At 39.7% G+C, this 16723-nt stretch carries 16 protein-coding genes; 11 read left to right on the top strand and 5 right to left on the bottom strand.

Annotated features, from left to right (window positions below):
- From AC1FXP_RS04475 to AC1FXP_RS04465, 3 genes are read left to right on the top strand one after another with little or no spacing between them, the layout of a single operon-like run.
- Positions 1-504: a TRAP transporter small permease subunit gene (locus tag AC1FXP_RS04475; RefSeq protein WP_480058990.1), complete on the top strand. Its 504-nt coding sequence runs from the start codon at positions 1-3 to the stop codon at positions 502-504.
- The gene (locus AC1FXP_RS04470; protein ID WP_480058989.1) at positions 494-1807 is read left to right on the top strand and encodes a TRAP transporter large permease; all 1314 of its coding nucleotides are present in this window, start codon (positions 494-496) and stop codon (positions 1805-1807) included. The genes AC1FXP_RS04475 and AC1FXP_RS04470 overlap by 11 nt, the downstream gene beginning before the upstream one ends.
- Before the next feature lie 54 nt (positions 1808-1861).
- Entirely contained in the window at positions 1862-3322 is a 1461-nt protein-coding gene (locus AC1FXP_RS04465; protein ID WP_480058988.1) for an aldehyde dehydrogenase family protein, read from the top strand.
- Positions 3323-3374: 52 nt separating this feature from the next.
- Here the strand turns inward: AC1FXP_RS04465 and AC1FXP_RS04460 are convergent, their stop codons facing one another.
- From AC1FXP_RS04460 to AC1FXP_RS04450, 3 genes are all read right to left on the bottom strand, one after another.
- The gene (locus AC1FXP_RS04460; protein ID WP_480058987.1) at positions 3375-4583 is read right to left on the bottom strand and encodes a CynX/NimT family MFS transporter; all 1209 of its coding nucleotides are present in this window, start codon (positions 4581-4583) and stop codon (positions 3375-3377) included.
- A 107-nt stretch (positions 4584-4690) separates the two neighbouring features.
- Positions 4691-5467, bottom strand: coding sequence for an IclR family transcriptional regulator (locus AC1FXP_RS04455; protein ID WP_480058986.1), 777 nt, complete (start codon positions 5465-5467; stop codon positions 4691-4693).
- Between the two features lie 32 nt (positions 5468-5499).
- Positions 5500-6258, bottom strand: a complete 759-nt coding sequence (locus AC1FXP_RS04450; RefSeq protein ID WP_480058985.1) for an IclR family transcriptional regulator — start codon at positions 6256-6258, stop codon at positions 5500-5502.
- Between the two features lie 141 nt (positions 6259-6399).
- On the opposite strand from AC1FXP_RS04450, the gene AC1FXP_RS04445 reads away from it, so the two are divergent.
- On the top strand, positions 6400-7593 hold the full coding sequence (locus tag AC1FXP_RS04445; protein ID WP_480058984.1) for a 4-hydroxybenzoate 3-monooxygenase: 1194 nt from the start codon (positions 6400-6402) through the stop codon (positions 7591-7593).
- 185 nt (positions 7594-7778) lie between these two features.
- Here AC1FXP_RS04445 and AC1FXP_RS04440 read toward each other — a convergent pair whose 3' ends face one another.
- Both AC1FXP_RS04440 and AC1FXP_RS04435 read right to left on the bottom strand, forming a co-directional pair.
- Positions 7779-8720: an amidohydrolase family protein gene (locus AC1FXP_RS04440; RefSeq protein WP_480058983.1), complete on the bottom strand. Its 942-nt coding sequence runs from the start codon at positions 8718-8720 to the stop codon at positions 7779-7781.
- 97 nt (positions 8721-8817) lie between these two features.
- Entirely contained in the window at positions 8818-9597 is a 780-nt protein-coding gene (locus AC1FXP_RS04435; protein ID WP_332629583.1) for an IclR family transcriptional regulator, read from the bottom strand.
- A gap of 227 nt (positions 9598-9824) precedes the next feature.
- On the opposite strand from AC1FXP_RS04435, the gene AC1FXP_RS04430 reads away from it, so the two are divergent.
- The 7 genes from AC1FXP_RS04430 to AC1FXP_RS04400 all read left to right on the top strand — a co-directional run bounded on the left by AC1FXP_RS04430 (position 9825) and on the right by AC1FXP_RS04400 (position 16547).
- Entirely contained in the window at positions 9825-11288 is a 1464-nt protein-coding gene (locus AC1FXP_RS04430; RefSeq protein WP_480058982.1) for an aldehyde dehydrogenase, read from the top strand.
- Between the two features lie 80 nt (positions 11289-11368).
- Entirely contained in the window at positions 11369-12148 is a 780-nt protein-coding gene (locus AC1FXP_RS04425; RefSeq protein WP_480058981.1) for a 2-keto-4-pentenoate hydratase, read from the top strand.
- A gap of 23 nt (positions 12149-12171) precedes the next feature.
- Positions 12172-13059 carry an acetaldehyde dehydrogenase (acetylating) gene (locus tag AC1FXP_RS04420; protein WP_480058980.1) on the top strand — a complete coding sequence of 296 codons (888 nt, stop codon included), beginning with the start codon at positions 12172-12174 and terminating at the stop codon, positions 13057-13059.
- A gap of 32 nt (positions 13060-13091) precedes the next feature.
- Positions 13092-14117, top strand: a complete 1026-nt coding sequence (gene dmpG / locus AC1FXP_RS04415) for a 4-hydroxy-2-oxovalerate aldolase (protein ID WP_480058979.1) — start codon at positions 13092-13094, stop codon at positions 14115-14117.
- Between the two features lie 12 nt (positions 14118-14129).
- A complete protein-coding gene (locus AC1FXP_RS04410) occupies positions 14130-14918 on the top strand; it encodes a 2-keto-4-pentenoate hydratase (protein ID WP_480058978.1) in 789 nt (262 codons plus the stop codon).
- Between the two features lie 545 nt (positions 14919-15463).
- A complete protein-coding gene (locus AC1FXP_RS04405; protein WP_250097530.1) occupies positions 15464-15661 on the top strand; it encodes a 4-oxalocrotonate tautomerase in 198 nt (65 codons plus the stop codon).
- A gap of 61 nt (positions 15662-15722) precedes the next feature.
- On the top strand, positions 15723-16547 hold the full coding sequence (locus AC1FXP_RS04400) for a DODA-type extradiol aromatic ring-opening family dioxygenase (protein WP_480058977.1): 825 nt from the start codon (positions 15723-15725) through the stop codon (positions 16545-16547).
- The last annotated feature ends 176 nt before the right edge of the window (positions 16548-16723 follow it).

Genomic DNA, 16723 nt, shown 5'->3' with positions numbered 1-16723 from the left:
ATGTTTATGAGATTCTTAACGAATTTCGAGAAGTTTGTAGGGTTTTTAAATAACATTTCATCTAAAGTTTCGGCAACCCTTTTATTTTTAATGATGGTTTTAACGTTTAGTGATGTAACAGGACGCTTTTTATGGCGCCCTGTTACAGGCACGTATGAGTTAACCTATTTATGGCTAGCGTTAATTGTTTTTCTTAGCTTAGGGTACACACAACAGAAAAAGGGTCATATTTCAGTAGGCGTTCTTATTGATAAATTGCCAGTTAGAGCTCAGGCCGTGTTTGATGTGATTACGTATTTAATCATGATGATTTTATTAGGATTAATGGCTAGGCAAACGGTTTTGTATGCCAACCAAGTTTCAAATAGTGTCACAGGAGATTTGAAGCTACCTGTTAGTATTTTTGTTCTTGTATGTGCTGTAGGAATTTTGTTTTATGCCTTAACAGTACTCGTTGATTTCTTTAAAGCGATACGAAAGGTGGTGCATCCAAATGAGTCCTGAAGTAGTAGGGATTTTAGGGATTATAGCTTTATTTGTTCTAATATTACTTCGTGTTCAAGTTGGGATTGCTCTCCTATTAGTTGGCTTTACGGGATATATGTATTTATCGGGTACAAATGTTGCCTTGGCACAGCTAGGAATGAGTGCCTTTGGAACAGCAAGTAAATATAGCTTAAGTGTTATGCCAATGTTTATTTTAATGGGGATGTTTCTTTCTTATAGTGGATTAGCAAAAGACTTGTTTAAAGCTGTTGATCACTGGGTTGGACACGTTCGCGGAGGTATTGGAATGGCAACGATTGGTGCATCTGCGATCTTTTCTTCCATTTCGGGATCGGTCAATGCTACGACAGCAACGTTAGCAAAGGTTGCTTTACCAGAAATGAAAGTTTACAAATATCATCCTGGTTTATCTTCTTCTTGTGTGGCTGCAGGTGGAACTCTAGGCGTGTTGATTCCTCCAAGTGTCATTTTAATTCTGTACGGGGTATTAACCATGGAACCTGTAGGGGCGTTGTTAATCGCTGGTCTTGTTCCAGGTATCTTACTAGCGTTTCTCTTTATGTTAACTGTATATATTCAAGTGAGAAGAAAGCCATCACTTGCGCCTAATCAACAAAGTCCGTCATCGTTTCAAGATCGAATGAAATCACTAAGCAAAATTTGGCCATTTGGTTTAATCTTCTTGCTCAGTATTGGTGGGATTTATTTTGGTTTTTTTACACCGACTGAAGCAGGGGGAGTAGGGGCACTAGGTGCATTGTTGTTTTCTGTTTTGACGAAACGATTAGGATGGAAAGGGTTTTTCGCTTCATTAGAGGAGACGATCCGTTTAACATCGATGATTTTTATTATTTTAATTGGAGCTACTTTATTTGGTCAGTTTTTGGCAATGAGTCGAGTTCCTACTGCGGTCACATCGATGGTGATCGGTTTAGATGTATCACCATTTGTCATTGTGGCTATCATCCTAATTATCTATTTCTTATTAGGCTTGTTTTTGGAAGGAATAGCAATCCTAGTACTAACACTTCCAATTGTTTATCCACTTATTATTCAACTTGGATTTGATGGAATTTGGTTTGGGATTATTATGGTTATGGTGTTCAACATGGGGGTTATCACTCCGCCTCTTGGAATAAGTGTTTATGTCATAAATGGGGTTGCAAAAGATATCCCGATACAAACGATATTTAGAGGGGTTACACCAATGCTACTGACTATGATTCTATTCACAATTTTACTAGTTATTTTCCCTGAAATTGTTATGACCTTGCCTAATTTCATGCGAGGCGGAGGTTAATACATCTAGGTTATAATTTACAACCAAAAATATTAGCAAAGAGGAGTGTTATGAATGCAAAACTATGAACAGTTAAACAAGAGTTTCATTAATGGTGAGTGGGTAGATGGAGGCAGTGAACGTTCGTATGATATTACAAATCCTTACGATGGCTCTCTAATCACTTCTATTAAATTAGCTACATCTAAGCAAGTAGAAGAAGCATTTGAAATTGCTAAAGCTGCGCAAAAACAATGGGCGAAAAGCACAGTGGACAAGCGCAGAGAAGTCTTACATAAGGCTTCTGACTACTTGAAGGCCAACCGTGATGAAATTGTAAATGTCATTGGCCGTGAAACAGGCGGAAGTGTGTTAAAAGCTAACGTCGAATTACATTTAACACTTGAATTTTTAGAAGAAGCGATTAAATATGCCGACGAGGTGAACCAAGTACGAGAAGTACCTGGGCATGTGGAAGGAAAATTAAATCACATTCACCGTGTACCATTAGGGGTGATTGCGTCTATCTCGCCGTTTAACTTCCCTATGAATCTATCAATGAGAACGATCGCTCCTGCGATTGCGTTAGGAAACAGCGTTGTTCATAAGCCAGATATCCAGGTTGGATTAAGTGGTGGTGCGATTTTAGCGAAAGCATTTGAAGAAGCAGGCCTTCCTAAAGGTGTCTTAAATGTGATTCAAACAGATGTCGAAGAAATTGGCGATGACATGTTGACGAATCCAAATTATCAATTGGTAAGCTTCACGGGTTCGACAGCAGTAGGTCGTCATATTGGGGAGATTGCCGGTCGAAACTTAAAGCGGGTTGCGCTTGAACTTGGTGGGAATAGTCCAATGATCGTTTTATCCGATGCCGATGTCGATCGTGCAGTGGAAGCGGCGATTTTTGGGAAGTTCATTCACCAAGGACAAATTTGTATGATCATTAACCGGATTATCGTTCATCAAGATAAGCATGATGAATTCGTTCAAAAATTTGTAGAAAAAGCGGCAGCACTCCCGTACGGAGATACGAGTGATCCAAAAACGGTCATTGGACCTCTAGTAAATGATAGACAAATGGAGAAGGCACTGAACTTCATTGAGGAAGCAAAACGCGAGGGCGCTACCGTTGCCTTAGAAGGGGAACGTATTGGCAATGTGCTAACGCCATTTGTATTTACGAATGTTGATAATTCCAGTCAACTAGCGCAAAGTGAATTATTTGCCCCAATTGCGACGATTATTAAAGCGGAATCAGATGAACAAGCGATCGAATTTGCGAATGATACCGAGCATGGATTAAGTTCTGCGATCTTCACAAGTGATTTGGAGCGTGGAGAAGAGCTTGCCCTGCAAGTCGAAGCAGGAATGACTCATATTAACGACCAAACGGTCAATGACGCGCCGCATATTCCGTTTGGAGGAAACAAAGCAAGTGGGTTAGGTCGTTTTGGAAATCCGTGGGTTGTAGATGAGTTTACGACAACAAAGTGGGTATCGGTGCAGACTAAGTATCGTCAGTTTGCGTTTTAATAAAAGGTAAAGGGTCTGTTCTTCCTATGAGGGAAAGAACAGACCCTTTCTTTTATGCTCTCAACTTCTCTGGTTCCGATTGGAAAAGAACTTGATCGCGTCCTGCTTGTACGCCAAAGATTCCCATCGCAATAATCATTGCAAAAAATAACAGAAATGCAGGGGACCACGAATGGAAGATGTCAAAGAAGATTCCCATTAGAAATGGTCCTAATGCTGCAAGTAAATAACCAGCTGATTGTGCCATTCCTGATAGATTTGCTGCATCATATGCGTTTTGAGAACGTAAGCCAAATAAACTTAATGAAAGACTAATACCAGCTCCTTGTGCAACCCCTAAACACATCATATAAACAGACATCAAACCTAAAGAACCGCCAATGTAGATTCCGAGAAAGCCAACCGTATATAGGAGTGCGATACCTAAAACAATCCCTTTTTGATTCGACAAACGCCCTGCTAGAATAGGCACGAGTAAAGTTGCAGGAAGTCCGACGATTTGGGTTAATGTTAATAACCAACCGGCAGTTGGAATATCGATGCCACGACTCACGAGAATTTCAGGAATCCAAGCGATAATACAGTAAAAAATACAAGATTGAAATCCCATAAAAAACGTTACTTGCCATGCAAGTTTGGAAGCCCAAATGGAACTGTTTGGAGACTGTGAAACTTGAGCCGGACTCTTTTGTTTTTGAAGCTGGGGACTCCAAGCAAGAACGGCGACTCCTGCTAAGATAGCCCAAACAGCTAAGGATTTCTCCCAGCCAAGGTTAACCCCTTGAGCAAGAGGAATACTCACACCAGAAGCGAACGCCGCCATTAAAGCCATAGACGTCGTATAAATTCCAGTCATAAGACCCATTTTTTCAGGGAACCTACCTTTAACGATCCCAGGAATTAATACGTTACAAATCGCAATCCCTAATCCAAGCATAGCTGTTCCAGAAAATAACGCAAACACCATCCCCGTTGAACGGAAGAGAATTCCCATCGTGAGGATTAATAAAGCAATAAAGACCGTTGTTTCATTTCCCCACTTTCGGCCTATTTTAGGTGCAAGTATGGAAAAGACACCGAAGGCAAGTAAAGGTAGTGTTGTAAGCAACCCTATCACACTGTTTGAGAGATTCGTATCTATTCGGATTATACTGATTAAAGGTCCAACAGCTGTTATAGAAGATCGTAAATTAAATGCTACAAGCATTAAGCCAATAAGAAATACTAGGCCTTGAAAGGTAAAAATTGAACGTTTACTCATGTACACCTCTTTCTGAGTAGGAAGCTCCCAATGTTTTGAAATACTTACTAGGATTTTTTAATTATAGTACTAGTAAACCTTATAAACTAGACCGTTGAGTTAAGAATTTACTTCAAAACTTCATTGGAACTCTCCGTAATCTTTGTTGCTGCTAATTTAACTAATTTAATCATAGAATCAATTTTTAACTGGTTAATTCTTGTAGTTGGACCAGCAATGCTAACAGATGCTACAACGTGTCCTTTATGATAGATTGGTGCTGCTATGGACGAAACTCCTATGTGCATTTCCTCTTTACTAATCGCAAATCCTTGCTGATGAATCTTAGATAGAGCTTGTAAAAATACTCTCGATGAAGTAATTGTTTGAGGGGTATATTCCGGCAAGCCTGCTTGGATCACTTCTTGAATTTTATTTTCTGGCTGGTAAGCTAGAATTACCTGTCCAGAACTTGTGCAGTGTATTGGATTTTGTCTGCCTGCATGAGATAGAAGATGAACAGGATGAGAACTATCAACTTTATAAAGGTAAACAACTTTTGTCCCTTTTAAAATCGAAATGTGCGCTGTTTCTCCTGTTTTCTTTGTTAAATCTTCTAATATAGGTATGGAGACTTGGCATAATTTGTATTTGCTTAAAAAAGTATTGCCCATTGATAAAATAGATGACGCGGGACGATATGTTTTGGTATTAGGTTCTTTTACAATAAGATTTGAGTGGATGAGCGTTAGTGTGAGTCGGTGAGCTGTACTATGGGCAATCTGTAATTTCTCTGCAATCTCACTTAACGTTAATTCTGGTTCTTCAATTGTAAACAAGTTTAATAGTCTGAGAGCATTTCGCATGGAAGAAAAAGATTCATTGCTAATGGCTGGATATCTCATTTTGGTCTCCTTTCAAAAGTACAGATTCTTGGTTAATCAACGAACCCTAGTTTTGCTGAAATGTCCTGACCTGCTTTGATAACCTCATCTACATATAGAGAAAAGGAGTCTTCTTTCATACGCGAAGTAGGCCCAACGATGCTTACTGCTGCAATGACTTCCCCAGTATAGTCTCTGACAGGTGCAGCAATGCTTACAACTCCATCATGTAATTCATTTACACAAATCGAATAACCTTGCTGACGGATCACTTGTAAATCATGCAACAATAAATCTTGATCGACAACACTAGTAGGCCCGCATTTAGGAAGGCCACCATTTATAACATTTTTCACAATAGTATCAGACTGAAAAGCTAATAATAGTTTTCCTGAACTAGTACACGTTGCTGGATTGTTTTTCCCAATATAAGATAACAATTGAACAGGGTGCTGACATTCTACTTTATGTAGGTACGTAATGTTGGATTCTTCTAGGATTGCAACATGTGCCGTTTCTTCTACTTTAGTTACGAGTGCTTGTAAAGGAGATTTTGCTTCACGATAAATTTCTAAATGAGTTGTAATAACGCCACTTAAGCATAGGACAGAAATACCTAGCTGGTACTTAGATCCTGTTTTTTCCAAGAAACCTTCCACTACTAACTCTTTTACAAGTCGACTGACTGTACTTTTGTTTAAGCCGAGAACATTTGCTATCTCTGTGACTCCCCAGGTAGACTTTTTAATTGTGAATAAATGTAGAATGGCAAGCCCGTTTGACACTGATTTTAGAACTCCTTGCATTTCCATACAGTAAATCCTCCTAAAAAAGTTAAATGTTTCGTATAAAAGAAATAGAGTCTTTTATTCTAAACATTCCCATATTATTATTTTAATTGAGGGTGGTAAGCGTTTTCAATAATTATTTGTAAAAACGAAAGGGGTATTTTCATGAGAACACAAGTAGGTATCATTGGTGCTGGTCCAGCTGGTCTAATGCTTTCACATCTATTACACCTTGGAGGTATTGAGTCTGTTATTCTAGAAAACCGTTCAAGGGAGGACATAGAAGGTACCATTCGTGCAGGTGTGCTTGAGCAAGGAACGGTTGACCTTTTGAATGCTACTGGGGTAGGAGAGCGGATGATGCGTGAAGGTCATACACATCATGGAATTGAGCTTCAGTATAATGGAATTAGACATCGAGTCAATATGCATGAACTTACTGAAGGAAAGAGTGTTATGGTGTACCCGCAGCATGAAGTAATTAAGGATTTGGTAGCGGAACGATTAGGCGCAGGTGGCAAGATTTACTTTAGCGTTAGTGATGTAACTCTTCATGATATTGAGACAAACGCACCAAAGATCCGTTTTAAACACGATGGAGGAGAGGAAGAACTTGTCTGTGATTTCATAGCTGGTTGTGATGGTTTCCATGGACCAAGTCGTAAAATGATTCCAAACCGTACGGAAAATCAAAAAATTTATCCTTTTGGTTGGCTAGGAATTCTTGCAGAAACCCCAATTGCAAACCCGGAATTAATCTATTCTAATCATGAAAGAGGGTTTGCACTTATTAGTCAGCGAACACCTGAAATTCAACGTCATTATATTCAAGTAGATCCGAATGACGATATTGCAAATTGGTCAGATGACCGTATATGGACTGAACTAAAAGCACGAGTGGAAACAGATGGATGGACGTTACCAGACGGACCAATTATTCAAAAAAATATTGTATCTATGCGAAGTTTTGTGTGTGAACCTATGCAGCACGGTCGATTATTTATTGCGGGAGATGCAGCACATATTGTACCACCTACTGGAGCAAAAGGCTTGAATTTGGCGATGTCTGATGTTCAAGTTCTTAGCAAGGGAATTGAAATGTTCTTTAAATCAGGGAGAAATGATCTGCTAGAAAGTTATTCAGAGATCGCTTTACGTCGCATTTGGAAAGCACAAAGGTTCTCTTGGTGGATGACAACGATGCTTCATCGTGATTTTAGTCATACGTCATTTGAGAGAGGGATTCAAATTAGTGAGTTAGACTATGTAACTTCCTCCCGTGCTGCGTTAACAAGCTTATCTGAAAACTATGTTGGCTTGCCTTTAGAATGGGAAAGTGCAAAGGCATTACAAGTATAAAATGTCTAAGAGGCTGTCCAAAAAAATCCGGAACAGAGGAGGCAATGGCTCCGTTCGCTACGCGCCTTGAGAGGAGAAACCCACTCCTCTCAAGGCTTTTAAAAGATGTAGCGACTTCGCTCATTGCTTCGGGGGTTTCTAAAAAGGTCAAAAACAGACCTTTTTAGAAACCCCTACTAACCATATTATTTTCCTTGTAATAGAGAATGAGAACCTTTTGAAAAATCAATAGAAGGAGGCCATGCACAGAGGTCGAATGGATAATCAGAACCAGGAACAATACGTTCTTCACCTACAGATTTAGCTAAGAATTCTAATGTGTTTTGATTCCATAAGACCGTGTCATACCAAAAATCTTTTAAGTATTCGGTCGGTTCTTTTTGTAAGGCCTTTGAAACAAGTGGCCACATCTCATTCCCTTTGTTCATTCTGCCAATTTGATAAGGGAGAAATCCGCCTCCGTGTGCTAATAGAATTCTTGCTTCATTATACGTATCTAGCATACCGCTTAGTAGAATATCAGTAGCCGAGACTGTTGTCTCCCAAGGCACACCAATCAAATTTGGCATCATTCTCTGCTTTAAACGTGGGTCTTCACATAACAAAGGATGAATGAAGACGATGGCTTTTTGTTTATTTGCTTCTTCCCAGAATGGAATGAAAGAAGGGTCTGATAGTAACTTGCCATCGAGTCCTGGTCCAATAATCACTCCTTTTAACCCTGCATCCATTGCATCTCGTAAATCACGAGCAGCTAGTTCAGGCTGATTTAGCGATACTGTTCCTAAGGCAGAGAGTTGCTGGCTGTTTGAGTGGCTCCACTTAGCTAGAGATTGGTTGTAAACCGTTGCTAGTTCACTTGTAATCTCAGAAGGGAAGTCATATAAAAATAGTTGGGGAATCGGTGAAACGATGGCATGTGTTACACCAACTCTTTCCTTTTCAGTTAGAAACATGTTGGCATCTATGAATTCTTTTTTTAACTCAAACGCCCATTTGTTATTGATTGAAAGAAAATCTTCTTTGTCGGGGCTTTTTTTAATCCAACTAGCGTTTACTTGTTCTTTGTTGTCATTAATCCATGTCATTACTTCTTTAGGGATAAAATGAGTATGAAAATCATGCATATCTGTCAGCTCCTTTTTAATTATGAGTTAATTGGAATCGCTTTCAGTTCACCTGACAATTAAACAGATTTTATAGTCTAGGTTCAGTTTAGTTATACTAGAATGCTCGGTACCCTAACCTTGCTGAAATTTGTTTACCTGCTTCAATTACTTTTTTTGTATGGATCGGAATGGAGCGTTCTGTAAGTCTTTGCATTGGGCCAACGATGTTGACGGATGCAATAACCTGACCTGTATAATCTCTCACAGGGGAGGCAATTGATACAACACCTTCAAAGATTTCTTCAATACTTAAGGCATAGCCTTTTGTGCGAATTTCTTTAAGGGCTTGATATAATTGATCTCGGTCTGTAATGGTATTGTCTGTGAAGTGTTCAAAGCCCCTAGCAATAGTTCTTTCAACATAGTGCTCCTCGTTATAAGCGAGCAGGACTTTACCTGAACTAGTTGCATAAGCCGGGTTTCTTTTACCAATATGCGTAAATGCTCTGACATGGTGTTTGCTCTCTACCTTGTGTAGGTAAATAACATCTAGTCCATCAAGGATAGCTAAGTGGGCCGTTTCACCAGTTTTTTCAACTAACTGATGCAAAACAGGCATCGCTTCCTTATGAATTTCAAAGTTTGATGTACACACACTTGCAAGAGAAAGGATCGATAATCCTAGACGATACCGCTGGTTTTCCGGGTTCTTTTCTACGAATCCTTCACTAGCCAGTGTAGACATTAACCGACTTACTGTACTTTTTCCTAAATCTAGGTCTTTCGCTAGATCAGTAATCTTTAACTCTGACTCTTCCATAGAAAACCTTCTTAAAATACGGAGTGCATTTTTCACTGATGATAATGTGTAATCCTTTTTCTTTTCGGTTGGCACATAAAAAACCTCCTATTCTGTTGTGTATAGAGGAACAATGTTCTTTTATAGAAGTTGAATTCACTATATCATAATAATTGAGAAAAATGAATAATCAAAAAATTATTTAAAAAAGTTTTTAATTGTTGCTCATAGAGGAACAATGGTCTTTTATGAGGTACAAATATTGATTATTCTATACGTAAGAACAGATTACAATTTCAATTTTCAGAATGGGGGAATTTATAATGAAAACGGTTACTACTGCGACAGGGATTGATTGTAGACATTTTATTAATGGGCAATACAGGGATTCTGAAAATAATAAAATATTCATTAACACGAATCCAGCTAATGAAGAGGTACTTGGTTCAGTTGCTGAAGGTGGCAAGGAGGAAATTGACTTAGCTGTAGCAGCGGCCAAAAGAGCACTAAACGGTCGCTGGAAGACGATGCCTCTTGTAGAGCGCTCTAAAATTTTACGGAAAATTGGTGATTTAATTTTAGAAAGAAAAGATGAGCTTGCTCGATTAGAATCACTAGATACAGGTAAGCCGATCTGGTTATCAAGCACAATTGATATTCCAAGAGCTGCATACAATTTCCACTTCTTTGCTGATTATATGACAACAATGGGAACAGAAGCGTATCAGCACGATGATGTAGCGATTAACTATGCTGTACGTAAACCAGTGGGAGTTGTTGGGTTAATCAACCCTTGGAATCTACCAATGCTTCTCTTGACTTGGAAGTTAGCACCTTGTTTAGCAGCTGGAAATACAGCGGTTATGAAGCCTGCTGAATGGACGCCAATGACAGCAACGGTACTCGCTGAGATTTGTAAAGAAGCAGGAGTACCAGACGGCGTTGTGAATGTCGTGCACGGATTTGGTCCTGACTCAGCCGGTGCAGCACTTACAGAGCACCCAGATGTAGATGCCATTACATTCACAGGTGAAACATCAACAGGAACAGCGATTATGAAAGCAGCTGCCAATTCGCTTAAGAAACTTTCCTATGAGTTAGGTGGAAAGAACCCGAACATCATCTTTGCTGATTCTGATCTAGATGAAGTATTAGAAACAACCATTAAATCAAGTTTTATCAATCAAGGGGAAGTTTGTTTGTGCGGATCACGAATTTATGTTGAGCGTGCAGCTTATGATGAGTTCGTTGAAAAGTTCGTTGCAAAAACGAAGGAGTTAGTTGTTGGAGATCCATTTGATGAGAAAACAAAGATTGGTGCAATGATCGGGAAAGAGCACTACGAGCGTGTACTTGGTTACCTTGAACTAGCTAGAGAAGAAGGGGGCACAATCCGCACAGGTGGTGGCCGTCCAGAAGGCTTTGAAAAAGGGTACTATATTGAGCCGACAATCATTACTGATCTTGATCGCAATGCGCGTTGTGTTCGCGAAGAAATCTTCGGACCAGTTGTTACAGTCATTCCATTTGATCTAGAAGATGAAGTGATTGCTCAAGTAAATGACTCTCACTATGGATTAAGTGCTTCCATTTGGACGAATGACCTTCGTCGTGCTCACCGAGTAGCAAACGAAGTAGAAGCGGGAATTATCTGGGTTAACACGTGGTTCTTACGTGACTTGCGGACTCCGTTCGGAGGATTGAAGCAAAGTGGAATTGGACGTGAAGGCGGAATGCACAGCTTTGAATTCTACAGTGAACTAAAAAATATTTGCATTAAGCTTTAATTTAATAAGGAGTGGAGCAAAGGAGCATACTCCAGAGCTCCATCCCCTTTTTTCATATATATATATAAGGAGGGAAAACGATGAGCACACCAGAATCGTTTGCAAATCAGCTCTTACAAGCAGAAAAAGACCGAGTGGGTACGGTTGCATTAACAGACCAAAGCCCTTCGTTTACAGTTCAAGATGCATATGCTGTTCAATTAGAAATTATTAATCAGAAGGTTGCACAAGGACAGACGATTGTTGGAAAAAAAATCGGCCTAACATCTGTTGCGATGCAAAAATTATTAGGTGTTGATGAACCGGATTATGGACATTTACTAGATGGAATGGTTGTTGAAAATGGAACAGAGCTTTCTTATAACGAAGTCATGCAACCAAAAGTAGAAGGAGAAGTTGCCTTTGTACTTAAGAAAGATTTAAAAGGACCTAATGTAACAGCATTAGATGTGATTCAAGCAACCGATTATTTATTGCCGTCATTAGAGATTGTTGATAGCCGAGTAAAAGACTGGAAAATTAAATTGCCAGATACGATTGCTGATAACGCATCAAGCAGTCATTACGTATTAGGTGGTAAACCAGTAAGTGTCGATAAAGTCGATCTTTCTCAAGTTGGAATGGTCCTATTGAAGAATGGTGAGATTGTCAACACTGGAGTAGGGGCAGCGGTAATGGGGCATCCAGCTAACTGCGTTGCATGGCTAGCAAACAAATTAAGCGAGTTTGATATTACGTTGAAAGCAGGAGAAGTCATTTTATCAGGCGCTCTTTCAGCAGCAGTTGATGCAGAGCCTGGAGATGTATTTACTGCAAAAATTGCTCATCTTGGTGAGGTTTCAGTTCGTTTTTCATCATAAATAATATTCGGAAGGAGATTCACATGGATAAAATTAAAGTAGCGATTATAGGAACAGGTAATATCGGTACAGATTTAATGTTGAAGATTGAAAGATCCAAGACGCTAGAATTGACGTCACTTATTGGGATTGACCCACATTCTGATGGAGTAAAGCGTGCAAAAGAAAGAGGCTATCAAACGTTCACTAATGGTCTTGAAGAATTTTTGGAAAATAATAGTGAATTAGCAGATATTTTCTTTGATGCGACATCAGCAAAAGCTCATGTCCGTCATGCGAAATTGTTAAAAGAAGCAGGCAAACAAGTTCTTGATTTAACTCCTGCAGCAAGAGGACCATTTGTTGTGCCACCTGTAAATCTAGATTCAAATCTAGATGTACCAAATATCAATTTAATTACATGTGGTGGTCAGGCGACGATTCCGATGGTTCATGCAGTGAACCGAGTAGCACCGGTTGAGTATTCAGAAATTGTCGCAACGATTTCAAGTAAGAGTGCGGGCCCTGGTACGAGAGCAAATATTGATGAGTTCACGCAAACAACAAAGCGTGGAATTGAAGAAATTGGTGGAGCGAAAAAAGGGAAGGCAATCATTATTCTAAACCCAGCTGAGCCTCCTATTTTAATGAGAGACACTGTTTATGCTGTTGTGGAACCTGGGAAAATGGATGAAGCCGCAATTACTAAGTCAATCCAAGATATGGCTGAGAGCGTTCAATCGTATGTACCTGGATACCGTTTGAGAACAGAACCTATCTTTGATGGAAACCGTGTCACGATTTTCATAGAAGTAGAAGGAGCAGGTGATTACTTACCTTCTTATTCTGGAAACTTAGACATTATGACAGCTGCATCAGTGAAGGTCGCAGAAGAACTTGCAAAAAACAAGCTAAACTCTGCAATCATCTAAAATTGAACTTGCCATAGAAAGGGATGGATAAAATGAGCGATAATCGAGATATTTTACTTACAGAAGTTGCCTTGCGTGATGGAAGTCATGCAATTGGTCATCAATATACAGTCGAACAAGTAACAGAAGTGGCTCGTGCATTAAATGATGCAGGTGTTCCATACATTGAAGTAGCTCATGGTGATGGTTTAGCTGGATCATCAGAGCAATACGGGCGTTCTTTAACAGATGAAATGAAATTAATAGAAGCTGCTGTGTCTGTTTGTGACCAAACAAAAGTGGCTGTTCTTTTGATTCCAGGAATTGGAACGATGAATGAGTTGAAACAAGCAGCCGAGCTTGGTGCTAAAATGGCACGTATTGCTACACATGTTACTGAAGCGGATGTATCTCCGCAGCATATTAATCTAGCAAAAGAGCTAGGAATGGAAACGGTCGGTTTCCTGATGATGTCACACATGGCTCCTGTCGACAAGCTTGTTGAACAAGCGAAGTTAATGGAAAGCTACGGGGCAGATACAGTTTACGTTGTAGACTCAGCGGGAGCGTTACTTCCAAACGAAGTACGTGAGCGAATTCGAGCGCTTCGTCAAAGCTTAACGATTAATATAGGATTCCATGCACATAACAATTTGTCTCTTGCGATGGCGAATACATTAGCTGCGATTGAAGAAGGAGCAACAAGAATTGATGGTAGTGTACGTTGCTTAGGAGCAGGTGCTGGTAATACACAAACAGAAGTATTAGTAGCTGTACTTGAGAGAATGGGATTAAATAGTGGAGTAGATTTATATAAAATGATGGATTTGGCTGAAAACATTGTTGCGCCAATTTTAACTCAACCACAAGAGATTACGAGAGATAGTCTTGTCATGGGCTATGCTGGGGTGTACTCAAGCTTTTTGCTTCACTCCCAAAGAGCAGCGAAACAATTTAAAGTTGACTCCCGTGATATTTTAATTGAATTAGGAAAGAGAAAAGTGGTCGGCGGACAAGAAGATATGATTATCGATGTAGCAGCTGAAATTGCAAATAAACAAAACAGTTTGAAAGTGTAGTGGGGGGATATTATGAGTAACATGTCGAATAAAGAAATTGCAAAGTTTTTACTAGATGCTGAATTACAAAGAAAAGAAGTTGTTCGTATTACTTCAGATAAAGTTCCTAACTTAACGGTAGAAGAAGCATATACTATTCAAGAAGAGTTAGTGAAACTAAAGCTTGAACAAGGTCATAACATCGTTGGTCCAAAAATGGGCTTAACAAGTCGCGCGAAAATGAAACAAATGAATGTAGAGGAACCGATTTACGGATATGTTTTTGATAATATGATTGTCCAAGATGGTGGGGAAATTTCATTAGCTGATTTTATTCATCCAAAAGTAGAAGCGGAAGTAGCTTTTATCCTAGGAAAAGATATTGAAGGTCCCGGTGTATCGGGTGCTCAAGTTTTGGCTGCGACAGACTATGTTTGCCCAGCACTCGAAATCATTGACAGCCGCTATGAAAACTTTAACTTTACATTACCAGATGTGGTTGCTGATAACGCATCAACTTCTCAAGTCGTTTTTGGAAGCAAAGTGCGTAAACCGGAAGAGCTGGATCTAGAACTAATTGGAACGGTTCTATCTATCAATGGTGATATCAAAGACCTAGGTGCTGGTGCAGCTGTATTAGGTCACCCTGCAAACTCCGTAGCAATGCTTGCGAACATGCTTCACCGTAAAGGAGAAAAGCTAAAAGCAGGTCAAGTTATTCTAACAGGTGGAATCACAGGAGCTCATCACCTATCATACGGTGACTTTGTCACAGGCAAACTAGACGGTTTTGGCGAAGTAAGCTTCACGGTTGGAGAGTAATAGAAAAAGGGCGATCTTCCCTTTTTCTATTACTCGAAGCGATGAGCGAAGCCGCCGTAGTGTTTTAAGCTTTTTGAGCGATCTTCTCAAAAAGCGCACGGCGAGCGGAGCCATCGCAACCATGTTCGCACAATTGAGGGTAAAAGGGCAGGTTTTCCCTTTTGTATTACTCTCAGCAAAGAGCGAAGCCGCTGCAATGTTTTAAAGCCTTTGTGAGCGATCTTCTCAAAAAGCGCACGGCGAGCGGAGCCATCGCAACCATGTTCGCACAATTGAGGGTAAAAGGGCAGGTTTTCCCTTTTGTATTACTCTCAGCAAAGAGCGAAGCCGCTGCAATGTTTTAAAGCCTTTGTGAGCGGTCTTCTCAAAAGGCGTACGGCGAGCGGAGCCATCGCACCATGTTCGCACTATTGAGGGTAAAAGGGCGATCCTCCCTTTTTCTATTACTCGTAAACTAGTATAAAAAGTAATCATTCATAAAGCCCGATAGGATTTCAAGATGTAACAGTAGCGTCTTGATAAAATTAAAAAGGTGGGAAAGTATTATGCCTATTGTAAACGTTAACATGATGGAAGGGCGACCGAAGGAGAAAATCGAGAAGGTAATTGCTGATATTACTGAGACGATCTCCTCAACATTAGAGGTTCCAAAAGAGAGTGTTCGAGTTTTGGTTACAGAAGTACCAAAATCTCATTGGGGAATTGCTGGTGAGTCAGTAGAGAAACGTAACGCTTCTAAGTAGAGATGAACTGATTCAAGCTGTTTATTTGGGGAGATTTTAATTTTTATAGGGGGAATGAAAAATGACGATTGAATTAGGTATTTTAGCTGCTCATGTTCCTAGTATTTGTCATCGTGAAAATGTTCCTGACTTTCAACAAGATATCGTGGCAAAGATGGATGAAATCTCTAAGCAAATCGAAGAGATCAAACCAGATGCGGTTATTTTAATTTCTTGTCACTGGCAATCAACGTTTCATCATTATGTAGATGTGTCGCCAAGACATAAAGGAATTTTAACTGCATTTGAATGTCCGGATATTATTTCGGATGTTGCCTATGATTATCCTGGAGACCAAGCACTGGGAGAGGAGCTTGTTTTAGCTGGAAAACATGCACGTCTTCCTGTTATCGCGGTGAATGATCCAACGTATGTATGGGATTATGGAACAGTTGTACCTTTACGCTACCTTGTCCCAAATGCAGATATTCCTGTTGTTAACTTGTCAATTACAATGGCAGCTGGTTTGGAAGAAACGTATAAATGGGGGCAAGCGATTGGTGAAGTGTTAAACAATAGCGATAAAAAATACGTCTTTGTTTATAGTGGTGCCCTTGCTCATAATTTAGTACGTGGCCGTCATCATATGCCGACTGTTTCAGAACAGGCTTTAGATAAACAATTTATCGATTATATTTTGAATCGAAACTGGGATTTAGCTAAGGAAATGCTTCCTCAATACGCAAATGTTGCTGGCGTTGAAGGAGGGGGACGTCACTTAGCTATGTTACTTGGAACATTAGAAGATAGCTATAAACCATCATTCCATACTTATGCCCAGTCATCTGGAAGTGGAAATGCGATTATGACATTTGAGCCTGAGAAAACATTACAAGGGAGTAAGTAGCACAGCGTCGTATTTGTGAGAAGGCATTCTAGTTGTTAGAATGTCTTTTCATGTATTAGCCGAACTAGTTCTTGATATTTTAAGGTAGAGGTAGGTATTCTAAAACAAACTAGTTAGTCTGATTACAGGAATATTTCGTACTTTGTGAAAGTAATGATTCAAGTCTATTATTTTCA

The sequence above is a fragment of the Halalkalibacter sp. HAAS-P013 genome (genome assembly GCF_056619925.1).
This window is presented reverse-complemented; position numbering and strand designations above follow the sequence as displayed.